The sequence below is a fragment of the Parapedobacter indicus genome (genome assembly GCF_900113765.1).
Lineage (GTDB): Bacteria > Bacteroidota > Bacteroidia > Sphingobacteriales > Sphingobacteriaceae > Parapedobacter > Parapedobacter indicus.
In genome coordinates, this window is sequence record NZ_FOQO01000002.1 from 594,458 (window position 1) to 613,044 (window position 18,587).

12 protein-coding genes are annotated in these 18,587 nt (G+C 47.5%); all 12 read right to left on the reverse strand.

The window, feature by feature from the left end:
• Positions 1-4: 4 nt before the first annotated feature.
• Complete coding sequence (locus BMZ56_RS05975; protein ID WP_090625459.1) at positions 5-1,324, reverse strand: sugar MFS transporter; 1,320 nt, start codon at positions 1,322-1,324, stop codon at positions 5-7.
• A 26-nt stretch (positions 1,325-1,350) separates the two neighbouring features.
• Complete coding sequence (locus tag BMZ56_RS05980) at positions 1,351-2,703, reverse strand: Gfo/Idh/MocA family oxidoreductase (RefSeq protein ID WP_090625462.1); 1,353 nt, start codon at positions 2,701-2,703, stop codon at positions 1,351-1,353.
• Positions 2,704-3,166: 463 nt separating this feature from the next.
• Positions 3,167-4,648, reverse strand: coding sequence for a PQQ-dependent sugar dehydrogenase (locus tag BMZ56_RS05985; RefSeq protein ID WP_218146476.1), 1,482 nt, complete (start codon positions 4,646-4,648; stop codon positions 3,167-3,169).
• 3 nt (positions 4,649-4,651) lie between these two features.
• Complete coding sequence (locus BMZ56_RS05990; RefSeq protein WP_143072860.1) at positions 4,652-6,136, reverse strand: DUF7133 domain-containing protein; 1,485 nt, start codon at positions 6,134-6,136, stop codon at positions 4,652-4,654.
• A 2-nt stretch (positions 6,137-6,138) separates the two neighbouring features.
• The gene (locus BMZ56_RS05995) at positions 6,139-7,272 is read right to left on the reverse strand and encodes a plastocyanin/azurin family copper-binding protein (protein WP_245893098.1); all 1,134 of its coding nucleotides are present in this window, start codon (positions 7,270-7,272) and stop codon (positions 6,139-6,141) included.
• An 8-nt stretch (positions 7,273-7,280) separates the two neighbouring features.
• Positions 7,281-8,567: an enolase C-terminal domain-like protein gene (locus BMZ56_RS06000; RefSeq protein WP_090625805.1), complete on the reverse strand. Its 1,287-nt coding sequence runs from the start codon at positions 8,565-8,567 to the stop codon at positions 7,281-7,283.
• A 12-nt stretch (positions 8,568-8,579) separates the two neighbouring features.
• Positions 8,580-9,644, reverse strand: coding sequence for a dihydrodipicolinate synthase family protein (locus BMZ56_RS06005; protein WP_090625465.1), 1,065 nt, complete (start codon positions 9,642-9,644; stop codon positions 8,580-8,582).
• A 3-nt stretch (positions 9,645-9,647) separates the two neighbouring features.
• Entirely contained in the window at positions 9,648-10,664 is a 1,017-nt protein-coding gene (locus tag BMZ56_RS06010) for an NAD-dependent epimerase/dehydratase family protein (RefSeq protein ID WP_177195052.1), read from the reverse strand.
• 20 nt (positions 10,665-10,684) lie between these two features.
• A complete protein-coding gene (locus BMZ56_RS06015; RefSeq protein ID WP_090625468.1) occupies positions 10,685-11,887 on the reverse strand; it encodes an Nramp family divalent metal transporter in 1,203 nt (400 codons plus the stop codon).
• Between the two features lie 189 nt (positions 11,888-12,076).
• A complete protein-coding gene (locus BMZ56_RS06020; RefSeq protein ID WP_090625471.1) occupies positions 12,077-13,795 on the reverse strand; it encodes a RagB/SusD family nutrient uptake outer membrane protein in 1,719 nt (572 codons plus the stop codon).
• Between the two features lie 24 nt (positions 13,796-13,819).
• The gene (locus BMZ56_RS06025) at positions 13,820-17,311 is read right to left on the reverse strand and encodes a TonB-dependent receptor (RefSeq protein WP_218146477.1); all 3,492 of its coding nucleotides are present in this window, start codon (positions 17,309-17,311) and stop codon (positions 13,820-13,822) included.
• Positions 17,312-17,405: 94 nt separating this feature from the next.
• Positions 17,406-18,563, reverse strand: coding sequence for a FecR family protein (locus tag BMZ56_RS06030; protein WP_090625474.1), 1,158 nt, complete (start codon positions 18,561-18,563; stop codon positions 17,406-17,408).
• Positions 18,564-18,587: the final 24 nt, after the last annotated feature.

Sequence of the window (18,587 nt, forward strand, 5' to 3'; positions counted from 1 at the left end):
GCGTTTACCACCTTCGAAGTTTGTGACCCCACATCGCATAATAAATCAAGTACAAATAACAAGGAAAGAGTATCCAATATGCCTCCCGCAGGCCGATTTGATCGGCGAAGTACCCATATATAAGTGGCAATATGGCATTTCCGCACAGCCCCATAATCATGAGGGAAGCACCTACCTTGGTGAAACGGCCAAGGCCATCAATTGCCAATGGCCAGATACCGGCCCAGGTGAGCGAATTGGGTATTCCCAAGAGTACGACAAACCAGATAGATATGTCGGTTCTGTGTCCAAAAATCGTTACGTCGCCGTGGACAAAAACAATCAGCAGGGAAAGCACCGCCCCCATGAGCGTCACGACACGCAGCATATTTTTCTGACTGATCCATCGCGGTATAACCGAAATTCCGACCACATACCCGACAATGGCCATCCCTAACGTATACGAAGGAAATACTTTCGCCTCGATCAGCGATATGTCCATAGAACCGGCATAGTTGATAACCGTATCAATGGATATGACCTGCGCGCCGACGTGAATAAAGATCGCCACTGCTCCCAAAACCAAATGAGGAAATTGAAAAATACTCGTTTTTCCGGAATTCGAGTCGGCAACACTGGATTCCTCCTCCCCGGTGTCGATTTCCGGCAATGGCGAATAACGTACTCCGATGCCTATGAGCAACAATACAGCCCCTACAACCGAGTAGGGAACGATGACTCTGCCAATCAATTCGTCCAGCGTCGCGGCACGCACGTCATCGGTCATCGAAGCCAAACTATCAAACAGCGCTTGATCCGTGGGCCGTAACACAGCTGCGGCGAACAACAACGGCGCCACAATCCCTGCAAATTTGTTGCAGATACCCATGATGCTGATGCGCTGTGCGGCACGTTCTTTTGGGCCAAGGATCGTAATATATGGATTAGCGGCCGTCTGTAGGATTGCCAAGCCAATGCCGATCGTAAACAAGCCAAGTAGAAATACCTCGTAGGTACGTGTCATCGCCGCGGGCACAAAAATAAATGCGCCCAAACTGAGCGCAAAAAAGCCGACCATCATGCCCTTCTTAAACCCTACAGCCTTTAATAGATACGAGGAAGGCACCGACATCACGAAATAAGCAATATAGAACGCGAATGCCACCAAATAGGATTGGAAGTGGGTCAGCTCGCAGGCGATTTTGAAATAGGGGATAAGTATCGCATTGATCCAGGATAGAAATCCGAAAATAAAAAACATCCCGGCGATAATGACAATGGATATCGTCGTGTCTCGGCGTGACAGCGAAGCTACGCTGACCGTCGTCTTTACTGATGCTCCCATCTATGTATCGTGTTTTCTGCTATCCCTTAGACTTTCGGCTCCCAGCCTTTTTCGTAATCGCGACCCCATAGTTTCCGCGCTTCCTTATTGTTCAGGATATGACCGTTGGACGGATCTGTTTCTAAAAGCCCGCCACTGCGCTGCGCGATGTTGCCCAATTGTACCAGCAGGGTACTGATGTGGCCACTCTCGATATCAGAAGCCAATTTCTGACCTTTTTTGATACCATCGAAAAAGTTCTGGATATGGATCGCATCCAAGGCTTGCGAAGGGTTGGTTAGGTTACGGGCGTCTATCGTGAAGTCGTTTTTAACTTCTTTTACCAATTTACCTTTTAGGTCAAGCACTTTATATGCATTTCCTCCGTCGATCTGTAAAGAGCCATTTTCTCCGTAAAATATTACGCCAACCGTGGACCCTTCTATCGGGGTGCCATTACAGCTTCTACCTTCCCACGTAATCATACTTTTGTTGGCAAATTCCAGATTAATCACTTGCGTATCGGGTGTTTGCCAATCGTCTTGATACCGGTAGCGACCACCCGCTGAAGTTACCTTCGTTGGATAATCCACCTGCAGGCCCCAGCGAGCCAAGTCAACCATATGCGTTCCATTGTTTAACGCCTCACCGGTTCCCCAATGCCAAAACCAATGCCAGTTATAATGGATCAAGTTGTCCTTATATTCCCTACGGGGAGCCGGGCCTTGCCATAAATCGTAATTAAGCCAATTGGGCACCGCAACGGCCTTACCGACACCAATGGATGGCCGATTATTGGTATACCATGTTTTGGCAAAATAAGTTTTACCAATGATACCGCTGTGAAGCTCCTGAATCGCCTTCGCAACATTGGGCCACGACCGCCGTTGGTTGCCCATCTGGATTACGTTGCCATGTTTTTTTTGCGTAGCAATTAAGAGTTCCCCTTCCCTGGGGTTATGGCTAGCCGGCTTTTCAAGGTATACATGTTTTCCTGCCTGAGAAGCCATTATTGCTGCGGGTGCATGCCAGTGATCCGGCGTTGCTACCACCAAGGCGTCAAAATCTTTTTTCTCTAACAGCTTCCGGATGTCTCCCTCAAGGCTGGGGCGTTTACCCTGCTTTTTTTCTACCTGTTCGGCACATTTATCAGCAGCCCGCGTATCGACATCACAAATGTAAGCGACTTCGCAATTTGATTGCGATGAATAATTATTGGCAAGTGCCAGTCCACGCGCATTAACGCCCATCATACCTACACGAATGCGATCATTAGCACCCATGATGTTTGCATAACTCCGAGCACTTACACCGTTGAAGGCACTACCTATTGACAATGCCGCGGCACCAATCGTGGTTTTTTTGATAAAATCCCTTCGTGAATCGTTTTTATTTTTCATCTTAATTAAATTTGTTTTTTATTGGTGATGAAGCTGTCATGATTCTTCACAAGTATTTATTTAATGAGTGTTCAGGAGCTCGCAAGCTCAATTATTCCATTATGTGATTTTGAAAATCATGACGGTTTCATAATCTATCGTATTGTATTTTTGTTAGCAATCGTATGATCATTAATTGGTGCGCCTCGTAAAAAATAGGCCAAGTACCGTTCCGTGTACGTACACGAAGATAGAAATCTTTTTTTATAGTTCATATTTTTATTTTATTTTCATCTAATTATCGTCTTTTCAATGGCTGATGAGAGCTCGATGCAACTAATTATTGCCCTTGCGTCAATATTAGTTACATCTTGGTTTCCCTAGAATGATTGTTTATTGATGTCTTGTTGCGTTTTAGCGCCATCAATGAGATCGATTCCTGATGCTTGCCCCGGCTTTTTTTCACGATCATCCGTTCGAGATTTTATCGATCTGCCCGCTGGGCCTGTATCGCCGATGCCGAAATTGGACTGGACTGTGGGCCGAACCGTTTGCGGACATACGTCAAGATGACTGCAAGATCCTTGTCTTCAATAAACGAAAATTGCGGCATTTCCTTTTTACCGGTTAAGACAACGTGGATCAGCGAGTCGGCGTTACCAGTTACGACAGGTGATCTGATCAATGGCGGGAACGTGCCATCTACACCGCGACCGTTGGTTTTGTGACAGGAAGCACAATAATTCACATACAACGCTTCACCTCGGCTCACCACATCCGCACCTTTATGTTCCACAATTGCATTTTTTGCCTGCTTATCCACATATTTCTCCGCCAACGCATAGATCCGCAAAATTCGATCATCTTTTTCATCTGCGAAGCCGTTCGGGTTCCAGTCGCGGTTACTGGTACCCACATAAACATCGCCATCGGGAGACACGCAAATCGAACGCAGCCTTCCGTATAGCTGTTGAAAGTAATTCACGTCTCCAACAATGCTATCACCTGAAGCATTCAATTCAAGCGCATGTATGCTATTGCCTTTCAAGGTCGTTAATAACAGTCTCCCTTTCAGTTCCGGAAGCTTATCGGAAGCATAATACGTTAGTCCTGCCGGCGCAATCGTGGGTGTCCATGAACGTAACGGTGGCACAATCACTGAATCGACTACAAACTGACGCTCCTTTTCGGTATTCACAAACCCTTCTACGTGCGGCCAGCCATAATTCCCTCCTTTGTTTACGAGATTCACTTCATCTTCGACCGCATCCCCATGGCCTGAGCTGTACAGCTTGTCGCCTACATATACCAGCCCTTGTGGATTACGGAACCCCCAGGCCCACACCGGGCTTCCGGGTATTGGATTATCGTCCGGAATACTTCCATCGATGTTATATCGAAGTATTTTACCATTGGGGGAGGCTGTATTTTGTGCATTTCCAAACTGTGCTCCATCACCCGTCGCAATCATCAATTTACCATCGGGTGCGATTGCGACACGCGCGCCAAAATGCCCCTTCCACCCCGGATACTCCAAAATAACCAATGAATCAATCAACGTGTCTGGTTTATAGGTATAGCGAACCACGCGTGAAAAGCGCGATTTATCTGCTTTTTCGCCGCTGTAATTTAAGAAAACGTAGGGTTGGTTTTTTAAATCCGGATGTACAGCCATTCCCAGCAGGCCCGATGTCCGGTCGCGCAATACCTCCAAGGTTAACAAGTGAGTGATTTCCCCAGTTTTAGGATCAAGCCTACTCACGGTACCTCCTTGTTCGGTAAACCATATGTGATTATCCGGCCCCCAAACCAGTTCCCAGAGCACATCAAGGTGTGTCGCTATCGTCTGAACCCCAAGCGGTGTAGCACCCATACGAAACTGTTCATCGGGAGCCCCCCGATCCCCGGCATCACATCCTAGAAAAAGCAGCAGGGCCGCAAGAAATGTAAGTCGTAGATTAGTCATGACCTAATTGTTCAGTAATTCATTTAACGTATAACACACCAAGCTGTTACGCAACGGCTGACCCCATTTGCTCGGGATATTCCCCAGGTTCAGTTCATAGACATAACCCGGCGTCAGTGAAGCCAACTGGAGGGTCACGGTTTTCTTATCGTCGGAAAGCTTAACAGCGGTGACCGGAATCTTTTCCAGGTCTTGCTGGGGCGAACCGTAATTATGATGATACAAATAATAGTATCTGGAGAACAGATAGTTCTCCGGATTCAGGGCTGCCGTATCCTGCATGGGCTGAGTGAAAGTCAGCTGGAATCCATCGGTTGTCAGCTTCATGGTATATACATCCACCGGCTGCTTGCCGGTAAACACGATCCGTTGTATTCCGACATCCCCGAGCCAGCCATGCGCATTCTGCCCTACCCACAAACTGCCATCTGGTGCAAATACCAACCGGTTGTTGCCTTTGCGCAGTCCTAAACTGTCCAAAAACGGAATGCAAGCCCCCTGGAATTTTCCATTCACTTTTTCCAGCATTACCCTCACAATCCGTTCCCGGTTCATTTCTCCGATGAAAAGCTGGCCTTCGAAGGGTCCGAATTTTCCTCCGGTACGGTCAAAGACCGGCTGCGAGGGTGAATTGGCCAGGATACCATGCGGAAAACAAATCGCCGGCCGCGTACGCATGCTATCAAGTGTGTCGAGCGGAAGGCGGAACGGGTTGCCACGGTTCCAACCCTTTGTCCATACGAGGCTCCCCGGATGGCCATAAAATTTGCCGGGCTCCACATGAAATAAGGGACTTGTCCCCACCCAGTCGCCTTGGTTGTCGGTTACAAATACGTTGTCTTCATTATCTACCACGATCCCATTCGGCGAGCGAAAGCCAGCTGCCACCGGATGTAATACACCGTCTTTGGTCAGTTTCATCACCCAACCCCGGTAAGGAACGGTAGAAAACATTTGCCGGTTTCCGGTTTCGCCGTCACGGCCTTCCAGATTGATCGTTCCCCGCACCTCGTCGCGCATGGTGCCTCCAGACGACGATGAATTCAATGCGATATAGAAATCGCCCTTACTGTCTATTTCAGGACCATAATTGAATTCGTGGTAATTGCCGGTAACACCAAATGCGTCTGTTACTTTCTCATACAGATCGGCGGTTCCATCACCATCTGTATCTTTTAACCGTGTCAATTCCGGAAGCTGCATCACCAGGATTTCATCGTTACTCACCACATGGATTCCCAACGGATCGTGCAGGCCCTCGGCAAACAGGTGCCATTCTTTTGTGGTCGTATCGTAGGTCATCACTTCCCCGCGCGTAAATCCAGCTATCAATTTTCCGTTGGGAAGAAACTCCAGTGCTCCAACCTGGCTGGTCAGTCCCTCAGGCATTTCAATGTTTTCGACGATGTAGGCCTCCCCCGGTTCCGGACGGGTGGAGCATGCCGCCATCAGCAAGCCTAACAACACCGCTAAAAAAAACCTTTCCATCCCTATTTTCCTATTTTCTTCATGGTTATCGTAAACGAACGTGCCTGATCAGCGGTCAGCTGCAATGCTCCTCCTTTCCAAACACCCGCCGAAGCAGCATACGTGACGCCCTCATCCGAGGAAGTATAGAATGTTACCGGATCAGTCACCTCCGGAATACGGAAAATCCGTTCCAATCCCGTTCCATCGGTCGCCTCGTGAATCAATTCGTAGACATCCGTACCATCTACCTGGTAATGAAACTCCAGGTAGCGCTTTTTCAGTTGATAGCCTTTGTACACGATCTCGCTTGGCTTCTCTTCTCCAATCCGGATTGGGAAGCCTGTTTTACTACGGAAAAACACGGATCCGACCACGTTAGCGGCTGCATTTCCTTTTCCTTTCCACAGATCTGAATTATCCAAAAAACCACCCCCCCAAGCAAATCGTAAATAGCTTGTACCGGCATCCCAACAATACGAAACTTCGTTAGGCAATGCCACGGCTATGGCCGCAGGGCTAGCCCCATCAATAAATACCCGATAATGGTAGGGAGGCACCGGTGTGTAAGGATGTAGCGGAGCCGGCTTTTCGTGCGCATGCCCCGGATGCTCAGCGTCTCCATCAACCTTATCCCCACGACGGCTTTCCGGAATATTCAGATCTTTCGTAAGTTCAGGCATTTTACCGGATTTGCTCACGTACATCGCGCCGAACATAATCGTACCATGGCCGGGGTACGTACACACGTATGGATATACCCCTTCCTTTTCGGGCGCCTTAAAAACGAGCTCATTAGCTTTCTCGGGCGCGGTCACAGGAATTGTCCAAAGCACATCTGAAGTCTTGGGAACGTATCCCGCTGCCGGTCCCGATTCACCGAGTTTATTGGCCATTTCTACTACTTTTTCCCGTGTACCCGGTAAGGTAATTATCAGGTTGTGGCTCATGTCGTCGGTGTTATTTAAAACCAGTTTTACCCGTTCGCCAGGTTTTACGGTAAAACGGACCACACTGAATTGCAGGCCAGGCAATACTTCCATTTCGACCGTTGTTAAGCGGTCCGTTTGACCAAGTGCAACCGCACTTATACTCACGGTAAACAGGAGTGTAATCCATAATCGCTTCTGGAGTAGCATGAATATGTATCGAATCATTAGTTAAATTACCGCCCGAATAATGCCGAATATTTCGATGGCGGCACAAAAATACCGCCGCTCTTTTCGTAAAAATCGTCGTCCAGTTCAAAGGCTCCGCCTATACGCTGCGTCCAACGCGCATTCGCATAGGGATGGTCCGCTGACATTTGTGCCCAATTCACGTAGTTACTGTCGCCGTTCGTTTCCATTAGTGCCATATCGACATCCGGGAACGGCGGCAACCGAGCGGCCAGGTTCTTGTGCCAATCCACTAGTATTGGATTTACGGTCAAATCTGCACATAAGCATGGAATGTTGCGTTCATGCGCTGATTTCGCAATACGGAGGGTAAGAGTTAGTGTTTTCGCAATCCCTTTCAGCACGATTGCACCATATCCTTGTTCGATTCGTCGCACTGCTGCCTGTTCGTCGTGCGCACTTTCATCGGCCGCAATCCGGATTCCCACATCATGCACGTCCTCGTCGTTCCTTTCCGCGAGCGGTTCTTCGTAGAAAAGGATTTGGGCAAAGGCGCCAATACGGCGCGCGTGATCCAGGTAGCGCATAAGCGTCTCCTTTTTTTCATATCGCGCATTGGCGTCCAAGGTATACCACACTTTTCCGTGCGATGTCCGATCGGTGCGGACATCTTTCAATGCTTCGTGTATCTGCGTCAGCCGCTCCATGTCTTTCTGCAGCATCTCCTCCTGACTTCCCGGGTATCCCGTTTTGATCTTAAACAGGAAATAGCCGTTCTCAGCGGCCTGTTTTAATTGCTGCACAGACATGTTGTACGACACCTGGTACAGAATCCCTACTTGCTTATTCCGCGACGCTAATGCCGGCCGGTACGCTTCCGGCACCATGTGATCAAAGTCCGCATACCCGTTTTCTACCGCGTAAAGTAGCCACGCCGAGTTATCCACACTGACCAGTGCGTTATATACGAAATTAAGGTTCACATCGCTACGGCCCGTTAGTAACTGTGCATCGGTATGCACCTGTGGAAGAATCGTGTCCATCAGGTCGATCGGTGTTGAAAAGCGGGTTTCGCTAACGCGCTGCATGGCTTTAGCCATCAGTACGAACATCAGGGCGTTCCCTTCTGCTTCGGATGACCGTGCAAACAGATTCGCATCGCCATACAGGACACTTTGCGTTGCCAGTCCGATCGCACTGTGCCCTGCCTCCGATTTCATCTTTGCTGCAACCTGCCAAAGTTCGGTCAAGTAGCCCCCCTTAAACCCAAAAGGTTGTAAGAGTTTTTCCCGTTCGAAATCAGCTGCGGTATGAACCACCCGTATCTGTTTCATCGCGCCCATCCGTTAGGAATTGGTTCTCAGAAATTCCCTCACAAAATCGTCATCTATCAGCTCAGGATAGGCCTCACACACCCGCGTAATTTCTTCCGCCTGACCCGGAGAAAGCTTTTCATCTGGATCCAGGCACCAAATTCCTTTCATAAGTCCCTGTCTACGCAGCACTTCATGTATACCCGGGATACAACCGTGGAAGCGATGTGCGGGATCAAAGATTGCTGCATTCATATCGGTAACCGCCACCCCTTTCTTCAACAGATCGGCAGTCCCCTCGTATCCATGTTCCCGGCATTGTTTCACTTCGTTGAACAACTTAACGGCAGCGTGCGTCCATACCGCCCAATGCCCTAACAATCCTCCTTCAAAACGTTTGCTTACGGTCTTGCCGTTTATTTCAAACTCGTAGGTTGTCAGCAGGTCGGCCACAATGTTATCGTCATTCCCGGTGTATAGGGTAATTTCATTGCTCCGGTTAGAATGGCATACCGCTCGGACCAGGTCTAATGTCTGATACCGGTTGAACGGTGCGGCTTTAATTGCGTGAACATTCGGAATCTCCGCGAAAGCTTTCCAAAAGTCATAGGAAAAGATACGCCCCCCGACACTGGGTTGCAGGTAAAATCCGAAAACTGGAATCACTTCGGCTACAGCTCGTGTGCGATCCAATATTTCTGTTTCCGTTTTTCCCTGAAGACCTCCCATACTTAATAGCCCCAGATCATAACCGTGCCGTAGGGCAATTGCAGCTTCTTTCAATGCCTGATCGGTATCCCCACAGATACCAGCCACGGCAATAAACGTATCCCGCTTGGGAGATGCGGCCATCTCTTCTGCAGCAAGAGCCAATACTTTTTCGTATAGATTCACCTCCGGATCGCGTATGGCAAATTGCGTACTATGCACGCCAACTGCAACGCCGCCAGCTCCGGAAGCGAGGTAATAGCGAGTCAATAAACGCTGGTATTCTTCATCTAACTGCCTGTCCGACTTCAGCGCCAACGGGTGCGCAGGGATTACCGTTCCCTGTCTCAATAACGTAGCTTTGACCGAAGATAATTGTTGTGTTGCCATGAATTAAAATTTACCTGCCCGTTCCTGAAAATGTGTGGGTTTATCCAATTGCTCGCCACCCCCAAGCAACCATTTTGCCGTCAGCTCAATGATCTCCCGCACGGTTACACGTGGGTAACCGAAAAGACGATGACACTCCGAGGCATTGTTCAGAAGTGCGGTACCCTGAGGTTCGTTAACAAACTGGGGCTCTTTGTCCAATAACATTCCGAACTGTCTTGCTATCCAGCGGATTGATAGTGTCTCAGGCCCGGTAACGTTTACGACCTTCGCCGGGGATTCACAATGGAGGAGCGAGCGGATCGCGATTTCATTGGCGTCGCCCTGCCAGATTACATTCACATTCTCCGTTCTTAGGTCGATGGGCTTTCCTTGAAATACTGACTTTGCAATTTCCAATATCACGCCATAACGAAAATCGACGGCATAGTTCAATCGGTAAATGAAGATAGGCGTCCCATTCTTTTCCGAGAAATATTCGAAAATCCGCTCCCGGCCCAAGCAGGACTGCGCATATTCGCCGATCGGTTCAGGAGCTACTTCTTCGGAAGCCCCTCCCGAAGTGACCGGCACAAAAGGCAAGACGTTGCCCGAAGAAAACGCCACGATATTTGAATTCCGATATTTATCCGCTACCCGTCCCGGCAAATAGGTGTTCATCGCCCACGTATACGACTCATTGCCTGTTGTACCAAATTTATGCCCCGCCAGATAAATAACGTTAGGCGCATCTGGCAAGCTAGCCAGCTCCTGGTCATCCAGCAGGTTGGCTGAGATAGTCTCTACACCCACCTCCTCTAATTCAACCCGCGATGCCGGATTCGAAAACCGGGAAACACCGATGACCCGTTGCCCCGTTCCGGCAGCATCCACGGCCTTGCGGGCTACGCGCGCCATAGTCGGGCCCATTTTTCCCGCCACACCAAGCAGCAAAATATCTCCTTTAATACGGCTTACATCTTCTATTAACGCCGCCGATGGTTCAAGCATCCGTTGCTCTAATCTGATTAATTCATCCATATTCATTCCATCTTTCAACATTATTTCAAAAACAATTCGTTAAAATTATATACGGCCAGCACGACCAGCACGATGAGACCAATCAGACCAGCGATACGCACAAACAGTGAATTGGTGTATTGCCCCATTAATTTCTGATTGTTAGCCAACAGGTACATGACAACCGCAATAAAAGGAACCAAGAAAATGGTGACACTTTGCGCGAGTACAATCATCTCCAAAGGCGGTTTTTCGTACCCGATTGCAATGACGCTGCCGATTACCATAACCGCGGCGATAAGACCCTTTACTACTTTTGAATCCAGGGAGCTTCCGTAACCTAACCCGTCCGATAAAAGTGTACCACCGATGGTGGCGTTGCCAACCACCGAAGAAAATGAGGCTCCAAACAATCCGATCAGAAATAAATAAGAAGCAGCGCTGCCAAACAAAGGTTCCAAAGCTTTCGCCATATCCGAAGCTTTATTGACGGCGATATTCTGTTCATGCAACACCGCTGCCGCACACATGATCACCACTATGCACATCAGACCTAAAACGATCATGCCCCCTGTTCCTCTACTTGCATGGATAACTAATGTTGGACTCGCCTTTTTGCGTGCCTGTATCAAATACGTTTGATAGAAAGCGCCAACTACGGAGAAGCAAGAAGCAAAAAAAGCAATCAACAGACCCAATGATCCTTCTGGCACTTCAGGCACCAACCCCGATACCATCCCCGAAACCGAGGGTTTTGCCAAAAACATCGTGGTGATAAACGCAAATAGCATCAGCATCACGATCGTAATCATCAGCCGTTCCAGTACCTTATAAAAGTCGCGGAAAAACAAGAGTGCAATCCCAATCGCATTGAATAGAATGATCCATGGCGCCATGGATGTACCACTCGCTTCGGCAATCGATAGCCCGACGCCGATCGAATTTCCAGCCTGGAAAGAAGTAGCCACCATAAAAATCCCAAACCCAATGAGTCCGGAGGCCCATTTCCCGTAATGCTTCCGTATGGTCACAAGCAGTGAATCATCGGTTGCCAAACCGATTCTGGATGCGATATTCACATAAATAATCATGAAAAATATAGCAACAGCCACCAGCCAGAGCAAGCTATAGCTATACATCGCCCCCATTTTGGAGGTGATTGTAATTTTACTGGGGCCAAACACGATGGCGGCTGTAACAATACCAGGAGCTAATGCAAGGAAAAAATTTCTTATTCTGGGCATAGAAGTATCATAATTTACTGTAGCGCGGTAACGCACCCGCTAATATCAGAAAAATAATTATCTTGTAAAGGAAATGCTAATTTATTACTTGCCTTTCCATCCATTCACTACCGTTTCGATAAGTCCTTTTTTATTGCAAGTATACCAGAGAAACTCGGTAGCGGCTATCGCCGCTCCGAGTCCCCCATCTTACCAGCCCGGATTTTGAGTTAAATTATCATTCAACACAATTTCACTGATGGGGACTGAGTTCAAATAGTCTCTATCCAACTTAAAGCCCCATCCGGAGGGCATTGCATTTTTCAGCGGATCCAAAAAACCATCTTCGTCGACCGGGAATGGACTTTCATCAATCTGCGATGCAAGAAAGCCCTTTGGCCGTTTTCCGACAATCAGTTCATCAGCTGCTGCCCAACGTGCGATGTCGTCCCATCTAAAACCTTCTGCCGCAAGCTCTACCTTACGCTCCCGTCGAATTTCATTAATCAGCGGGGACAAATCCGGAAATTCCCAATTTGGATCGTGAGTAATCTCTCCCGTCACCAGATTCGGCATTCCTACCCGATCCCGGAGCGGTTTAATTGACAGATCGATATCAGCTTGGCTAATCGTTCCTAATTCGGCTTTTGCCTCGGCATAATTGAGCAACGCCTCGGCATACCGGTAGATCATACCGGGTGATTCTTCATATTGTTGAACATGATAAATCATGTTCGGGTTATATCCTTTTTGAATAATATACCCACTCGGTGCATTGTAATCTGCCGACGAATTCAGTCGGTTGTACGCGCCACTCCAATATTCGACCCGACCATCTTCATGAATTTTCCACGTATCGTCTGGCGTAGCAATGGTTTGATAAAATCGTGGATCCCGGTTTTCCGCTTCTTCACTTAAGGTAGTATGCCCTTTGAACAACGGATTACCACTGATCGGACGTCCATTGATACAGAGGTACGCATCGGCCAATTGTTTCGTAATTGTTCGACTGGTCGGCGTTTCCATCCGAAAATTCCGGTCGTTTGTAAAACCGCTTTCTCCGCGTGTTAATTCGTTATCATACTTACGCCAAAACATCACTTCACTATTGGAAGTAAAGTCCTGCAACGCAAAAAACTCCTTATAACTGTTTTCGGGGTCACCGGTGTTGTAGACCTCGTATACGCCTGAATTGATAATTTCAAGCGCTGCTTCCGCTGCCTTTTCCAAATACTTCTCTGGGTTTGCACCTTCGACGCCAAATTCTGATCCTGCATGATACTTCTCCCACGTCCCTTCATACAATGCAACCCGGCTCTGAATCAACAAGGCTATCCACCGATTGATCCTCCCCGCTCCGCTTGTTTTATCGGGTGTAAGGTACATCGCCGCAGAATCAAGTTGTCCGATAATAAAATCAGCTACTTCGTTACGGGGATTCCGAGGATTATATAGTTCAGGAGAGTTTGTATTTAATTCGCTGGTCAGGATTTGAATATCGCCATACGAACGCATCAAGTTGAAATAGATTAATCCCCTGAAGAAATAGGCCTCGCCAAGATATTGTTGGTACTCTTCCAATGAATGCTTTTCTTCGACTGCTTTATAGTGGTCAAAGAAATAATTTACGCGGCGGACTTCACCAAATCCGATAGACCCAGATGTAGCCACCGTTCTTGTCCCCTGCAGCCGCGTATCGGGTGCGCCGGTGGTTTGGATATCGCTATTGAAATCATTGCCGTGATTCGCATATTTCGGAAAATTAGTCGCGGTGTAAAATGTGTTCATATACGCGCGCAATTCGGCGGGCGACTTAAAAAAATCAGGTGTGGAAAACGCGTCGAGAGGTGTTCGGTTAAGGAAATCCGAACACGCATGGAGCGCGAGGGTTCCAATCACTGTTGCTATAATAAAGAGGTGTTTTTTCATGACTTCCAGTATGATGGGTGATTACTAAAAGGTAACATTTAAACCAAAAGATAACGAACGTTGAATCGGATAGATCGCGCCGCTTGTGATATAACCACTGTAACGGGTATCCGATGCGAAGATCGTTTCCGGATCGAAAACTTTTGGCAACTTAGTAATGGTCAGCAAGTTTTCCCCAGATAGATAAACGCGGACGTTGCTAATGCTGTATCTTTTCAGAAAATCACCCGGCAAGGTATAACCTACCTGAAGATTTTTCAAACGCAAATACGATGCGTTTAATACATACCGATTCTGTGGATATCGATTTTTGTTGGTTTCTGCCGTAAAATAGGGTTTAGGGAGGAAAGCATCGGTATTAGGCCCCAGTATATTGGTTTCGTCTGCCGGACGCCAATAATCCAGGTTATAGGAATCTTTAAAGATGCCGGAGTTTCCCCACGCGGCAACCGTTCCCCAAAATACGGCGGAAATCTGATCAGGTGAATAGTCGCGCTTGCCTATCCCCTGCCAAAACATGGAAAAGTCGAATTGTTTCCATTGCACACCACCGTTTATCCCAATGTTATAACGGGGTTGGTCGTTTCCGATCACCACTAAATCACCATGGTCAGTTAACGTGCTTTGCCCTGGATTAACCGCTCCATCTCCATTGACATCTCGATACTTCATGTCGCCAGGACCCCAAAGCGAATGAAAAAAAGATTGATCGGGCATCGACTCACCTTCCGTCTGTATTAAGCCATCGCTGATGTATCCCCATAACTCCCCTACTCTTTTGCCCTCATACCAGGTAGTGATGGTTCCTTTTTCATTAAAATATTTCAGAATCTTCGAGCGGTTATCGCCCAAGCTCACGCTCACGTTGTAGGAGAACGAGGATGAAGGACTATCTTCCCACCCCACGATTAACTCGTAACCTTTGGTAGTTAACTCTGCATTATTGGCGCGCGGGGTAGACGCGCCAAGTAGATAAGGCAGCGTAATCGTTGGCCCCATCATGTCGGTTGTCACCCGGTTATACCAATCAAAAGTTACACTTAATCGGTTTCGAAGCAACCGCGCATCGAGACCAATATTAAGGGTTGTGATGGTTTCCCAGGTGAGGTTGTCACTGAGCAACCCCGGTACGTTCACATACCCTGGTCGTTCACCATCAATGATCCAATTCAGCTCACTTCCTGTCCCCATCGTGGGAAGGTAGAGGTAATTGGCAACATTTTGATTTCCCAATGATCCATAAGACGCCCTAAATTTCAAGTCGTTGACGTAAGACGACACCGGCTCCCAAAAATGTTCCTTTGAAATATTATAACCAACAGAAGCAGAAGGGAAAAAGCCCCATCGTTTCCCTGGCGCAAAACGGGATGACCCGTTATATCTTGCGCTGAATTCGACCAGGTATTTTTCATTATAATTGTAGTTTAAGCGCCCAAAATAGCCCTGTGTCGCTGTATGTACAATATTATCATCAACGGTTACGCCTCCGAGTGCGGTGGAGCGTGAGACGATATCATCCGAAACTAAGCCTGTCGCCGTAGCGTTTAATCCGGTGGTGTACCGATACTCTTGCTCATAGCCTACAAGCGCTTTGAAGTAATGCCCGTTGAATGTATGCTCGTAAGCCGATGTTCCATTAATCAGCGTGTAGATGTCTTGCGAAAATGAGGTATTGTAAGAAGCTTCGGGTTTTCCGATGTTACCGAACTCGCCTGTTCCCAATTCAACATCAATCGGCCTCGGATTCGAAGTGGCCCGGCCACCTCGGTTGTTGTAATTGTAACTAAAATTAGTCTTCCACCCTTTTATAGGTTCCAATTCGCCACCCAAGGTTAAGAAAAAATCGCTGATATGTCCAACATCTCGGCCAGACCCCTGCAACAACCGTACGAGCGGACTTTGTACGGTGCCGTTGATGTTATGAAATGGCATCATCGGGGCAAAGAATAACATCTCCCGAAACGTATGCTCCCGGCCCACCGTCGTTTCGCCCATCGGACGATCCGTTTTTCCCGCCGCATACTTAACGCTCGATTTAAACGTTAACCAAGGCGTAACCGCTGAATTGAAATTTGTCATGAAGTTATAGCGCTGATAGCTATCATTTCCCCATCGGTATACGCCATTTTGTTCAATGTAGCCTCCCGAAATGTAATATTGGTTTTTTTCATTCCCGCCGCTAACGTTCAGGTTGTGTTTCTGGTTAAACGCATTGTCTCTAAGCAACAGCCGGGCCCAGTCGTTGTTCGCATTACCGTTCCGGCGCCCCGCCCAAATATTGTCAATGGGGTTTTCCGGATCATATTCGTACGGGAAGGTTCCATCGATGTAGCCCTTAATTCGCTCCACCTGTTCATCACTGTAAAGAGCGGCCAATCCTGCATTCGACTGGGCTTGGTTGTAAACCGTTGCCCACGTATAGGAATCCACTTGGCTGGGGAGCCGAATGGGTGTGTTAAACGATAAATTATCCGAATACTGAATATTGACCGTACCGTCTCTTTTCCCCTGTTTGGTAGTGATGAGTATCACACCGAACGGTGCCCGCGATCCGTAGATAGCCGAAGCAGATGCATCCTTCAATACCGAAATACTCTCGATCGACTCCGGATCGACGTTTGTAATATTCATCTCGACCCCGTCGACCAGAATAAGTGGTGCTCCACCGCCAGAAATAGAGGCCATGCCTCTTAAATTCCAGCCACTTACCGACCCCGGTTCACCACCTCGCATATTCATGGAAATATTGAGGTTGGGAGAAACGCCTTTAATCAGGTCAGCCACGGTATTGGCTGGACGATTCGATAAGCGTTCACCCGAAACCACATCAACAGACCCGGTTAAATTACCTTTCTTTTGCGTCCCATATCCGACAACGACTACCTCTTCCAAATCGGATACCGTCGCTTTGAGAACCACATTGATTTGTGCATCCGACGCAACGGGTCGCTCTTCTACACCATAGCCCAACAAAGAAAATACAAGCGTTGCATTGTTATCGTCAATTGTTATTCGATAAATGCCATCTTCGTTGGTGGTAGCTCCTCTTTGGCCACCTTTCACCTGTACCGTTACACCCGACAATGCTGCACCTGTTTCATCAGAGACTTTACCCGAAATTTCCCGGCGCTGTAATACAGGGGTCAGCACCGCTGGTGTCGCGTTTTGTGAAGCGCGGTGTACTTTCCTGACAACAATCGTTTTGTCGTTAACCACATAGGTTAAATTACGCTTGCTTAAAATTTCATCCAGAAATTCGTCAAGTGGCTTGTTTTTTACATCGACATCGATGTGCGACGTTTCCCGAATAATGGAGATGTCGCAAATCAGATTATAGTGCGTCTGTTTCTTGACTTCTTTGAAAATGGTTTCAATCGGCATGTTCTTTTTCGATAACGTAATCGTCTGCGCCAAGACATTGGCGTTTACGTTAACGATACCTACTAACACAAACACAATAACTAGTTTCATGAATATCAGGTATTTGATAAATGATATTTTGATTATCTTTGCCATAACTAAAGTTTAATGGATAATTTATTTGTTCTTATTCCCAATGCTTTGGTAACCGGAGGAGCTGCAACTTGCTCCGGTTTTTTTATGTAAAGGTTTAATTCATAACATAGACCCTCCTTCCGCCTTCCTGTATTTGTATATCGAAACGAACAACACCCGTTAGTTCGATCATCTTCAACACCTTAGAAATATTCTCAAACTTGGATACCGAACCCCACATCATTTTATCTTTGACATCGTCTTGGTAAATAACTTCGACATCATACCACCGGGCAATGTCTTTCATGACTTTTTCAATGCGCTCATTATAGAAAATGAACTCGCCGTTTTTCCATCCGATCGCTTTGTCTATATCTGCAGACAGAATTTTCGTTTTCACTCCGCTTTGCACCACACTTTGCTGGCCCGGAATTAACATCGTGGGCCGCCCTGTTGAAAGCACGTTGACCGATCCCTCCAGTAACGTGGTAGTGGTTAGGGGATCATCCGCATAGGCATTGATATTAAAATGAGTACCTAAGACCTCCACATTTTGTGTCTCGGATTTCACAATGAATGGTTTGGCTGTTTTTCCATCAGCCAACTTTGATTTTTCTATCTCAAAATAGGCCTCCCCAATGAGTTCTACGCTTCTTTCTTTTGAATCGAACTGGCTGGGGTACTTTAATGTTGACGCGGCATTTAACCATACACGCGATCCATCGGGAAGTACGATACGGTATTGCCCACCTTTCGGGGTAGTGATGGTATGGTTCGCCCCCCTTGTATCTTCACTTTTTGCTATTTCAGTTCCGTCGTTATAAGTCAGCGAAGACGTATTGATGATGACGCCCTTTTTATCGTCCCGAAGATCAATTACCCGCCCATCTGCTAACGTCAAGGTCGCTCGATTCCCTCCCGGCTTAATGTCCACCGCCGGATCCGTCAATTCGGCAACTGTATACCGATTGACACGTGTACCAGAAATATGATAAAGGTAGATACTGACACTTACTAACACAACCGTCGCAGCGGCGACTGCGTACAATCGTCGATACCCACCCGTGCTCTTCCGATGAATCAGTCGGCTTTTTTGAAGCGTTCCATGCCAGATTTCGCTCTTTAAGTTATCCAAATCGAGACCTTCCGTATCAAAATCGCGGTTTTTGAATTCGTTGTAATACCACATCTCCAGCAAGTTTTTTTCTTGCGACGTAGCGTGGCCACTGTTATATTTCGCTAAAAGTAATTTCACCTCTCTTTCTGTCATCATCAGATGTGGTTACATTCGGTCCTA

What these genes read in the sequence shown, in the direction of transcription:
- BMZ56_RS06010 (WP_177195052.1), bottom strand. Translation starts at nt 10,664, where the DNA reads ATGGATGAATTAATCAGATTAGAGCAACGGATGCTTGAACCATCGGCG.
- BMZ56_RS05985 (WP_218146476.1), bottom strand. Translation starts at nt 4,648, where the DNA reads ATGACTAATCTACGACTTACATTTCTTGCGGCCCTGCTGCTTTTTCTA.
- BMZ56_RS05995 (WP_245893098.1), bottom strand. Translation starts at nt 7,272, where the DNA reads ATGATTCGATACATATTCATGCTACTCCAGAAGCGATTATGGATTACA.
- BMZ56_RS06015 (WP_090625468.1), bottom strand. Translation starts at nt 11,887, where the DNA reads ATGCCCAGAATAAGAAATTTTTTCCTTGCATTAGCTCCTGGTATTGTT.
- BMZ56_RS06020 (WP_090625471.1), bottom strand. Translation starts at nt 13,795, where the DNA reads ATGAAAAAACACCTCTTTATTATAGCAACAGTGATTGGAACCCTCGCG.
- BMZ56_RS06030 (WP_090625474.1), bottom strand. Translation starts at nt 18,563, where the DNA reads ATGATGACAGAAAGAGAGGTGAAATTACTTTTAGCGAAATATAACAGT.
- BMZ56_RS06000 (WP_090625805.1), bottom strand. Translation starts at nt 8,567, where the DNA reads ATGAAACAGATACGGGTGGTTCATACCGCAGCTGATTTCGAACGGGAA.
- BMZ56_RS05975 (WP_090625459.1), bottom strand. Translation starts at nt 1,324, where the DNA reads ATGGGAGCATCAGTAAAGACGACGGTCAGCGTAGCTTCGCTGTCACGC.
- BMZ56_RS05980 (WP_090625462.1), bottom strand. Translation starts at nt 2,703, where the DNA reads ATGAAAAATAAAAACGATTCACGAAGGGATTTTATCAAAAAAACCACG.
- BMZ56_RS05990 (WP_143072860.1), bottom strand. Translation starts at nt 6,136, where the DNA reads ATGGAAAGGTTTTTTTTAGCGGTGTTGTTAGGCTTGCTGATGGCGGCA.
- BMZ56_RS06025 (WP_218146477.1), bottom strand. Translation starts at nt 17,311, where the DNA reads ATGGCAAAGATAATCAAAATATCATTTATCAAATACCTGATATTCATG.
- BMZ56_RS06005 (WP_090625465.1), bottom strand. Translation starts at nt 9,644, where the DNA reads ATGGCAACACAACAATTATCTTCGGTCAAAGCTACGTTATTGAGACAG.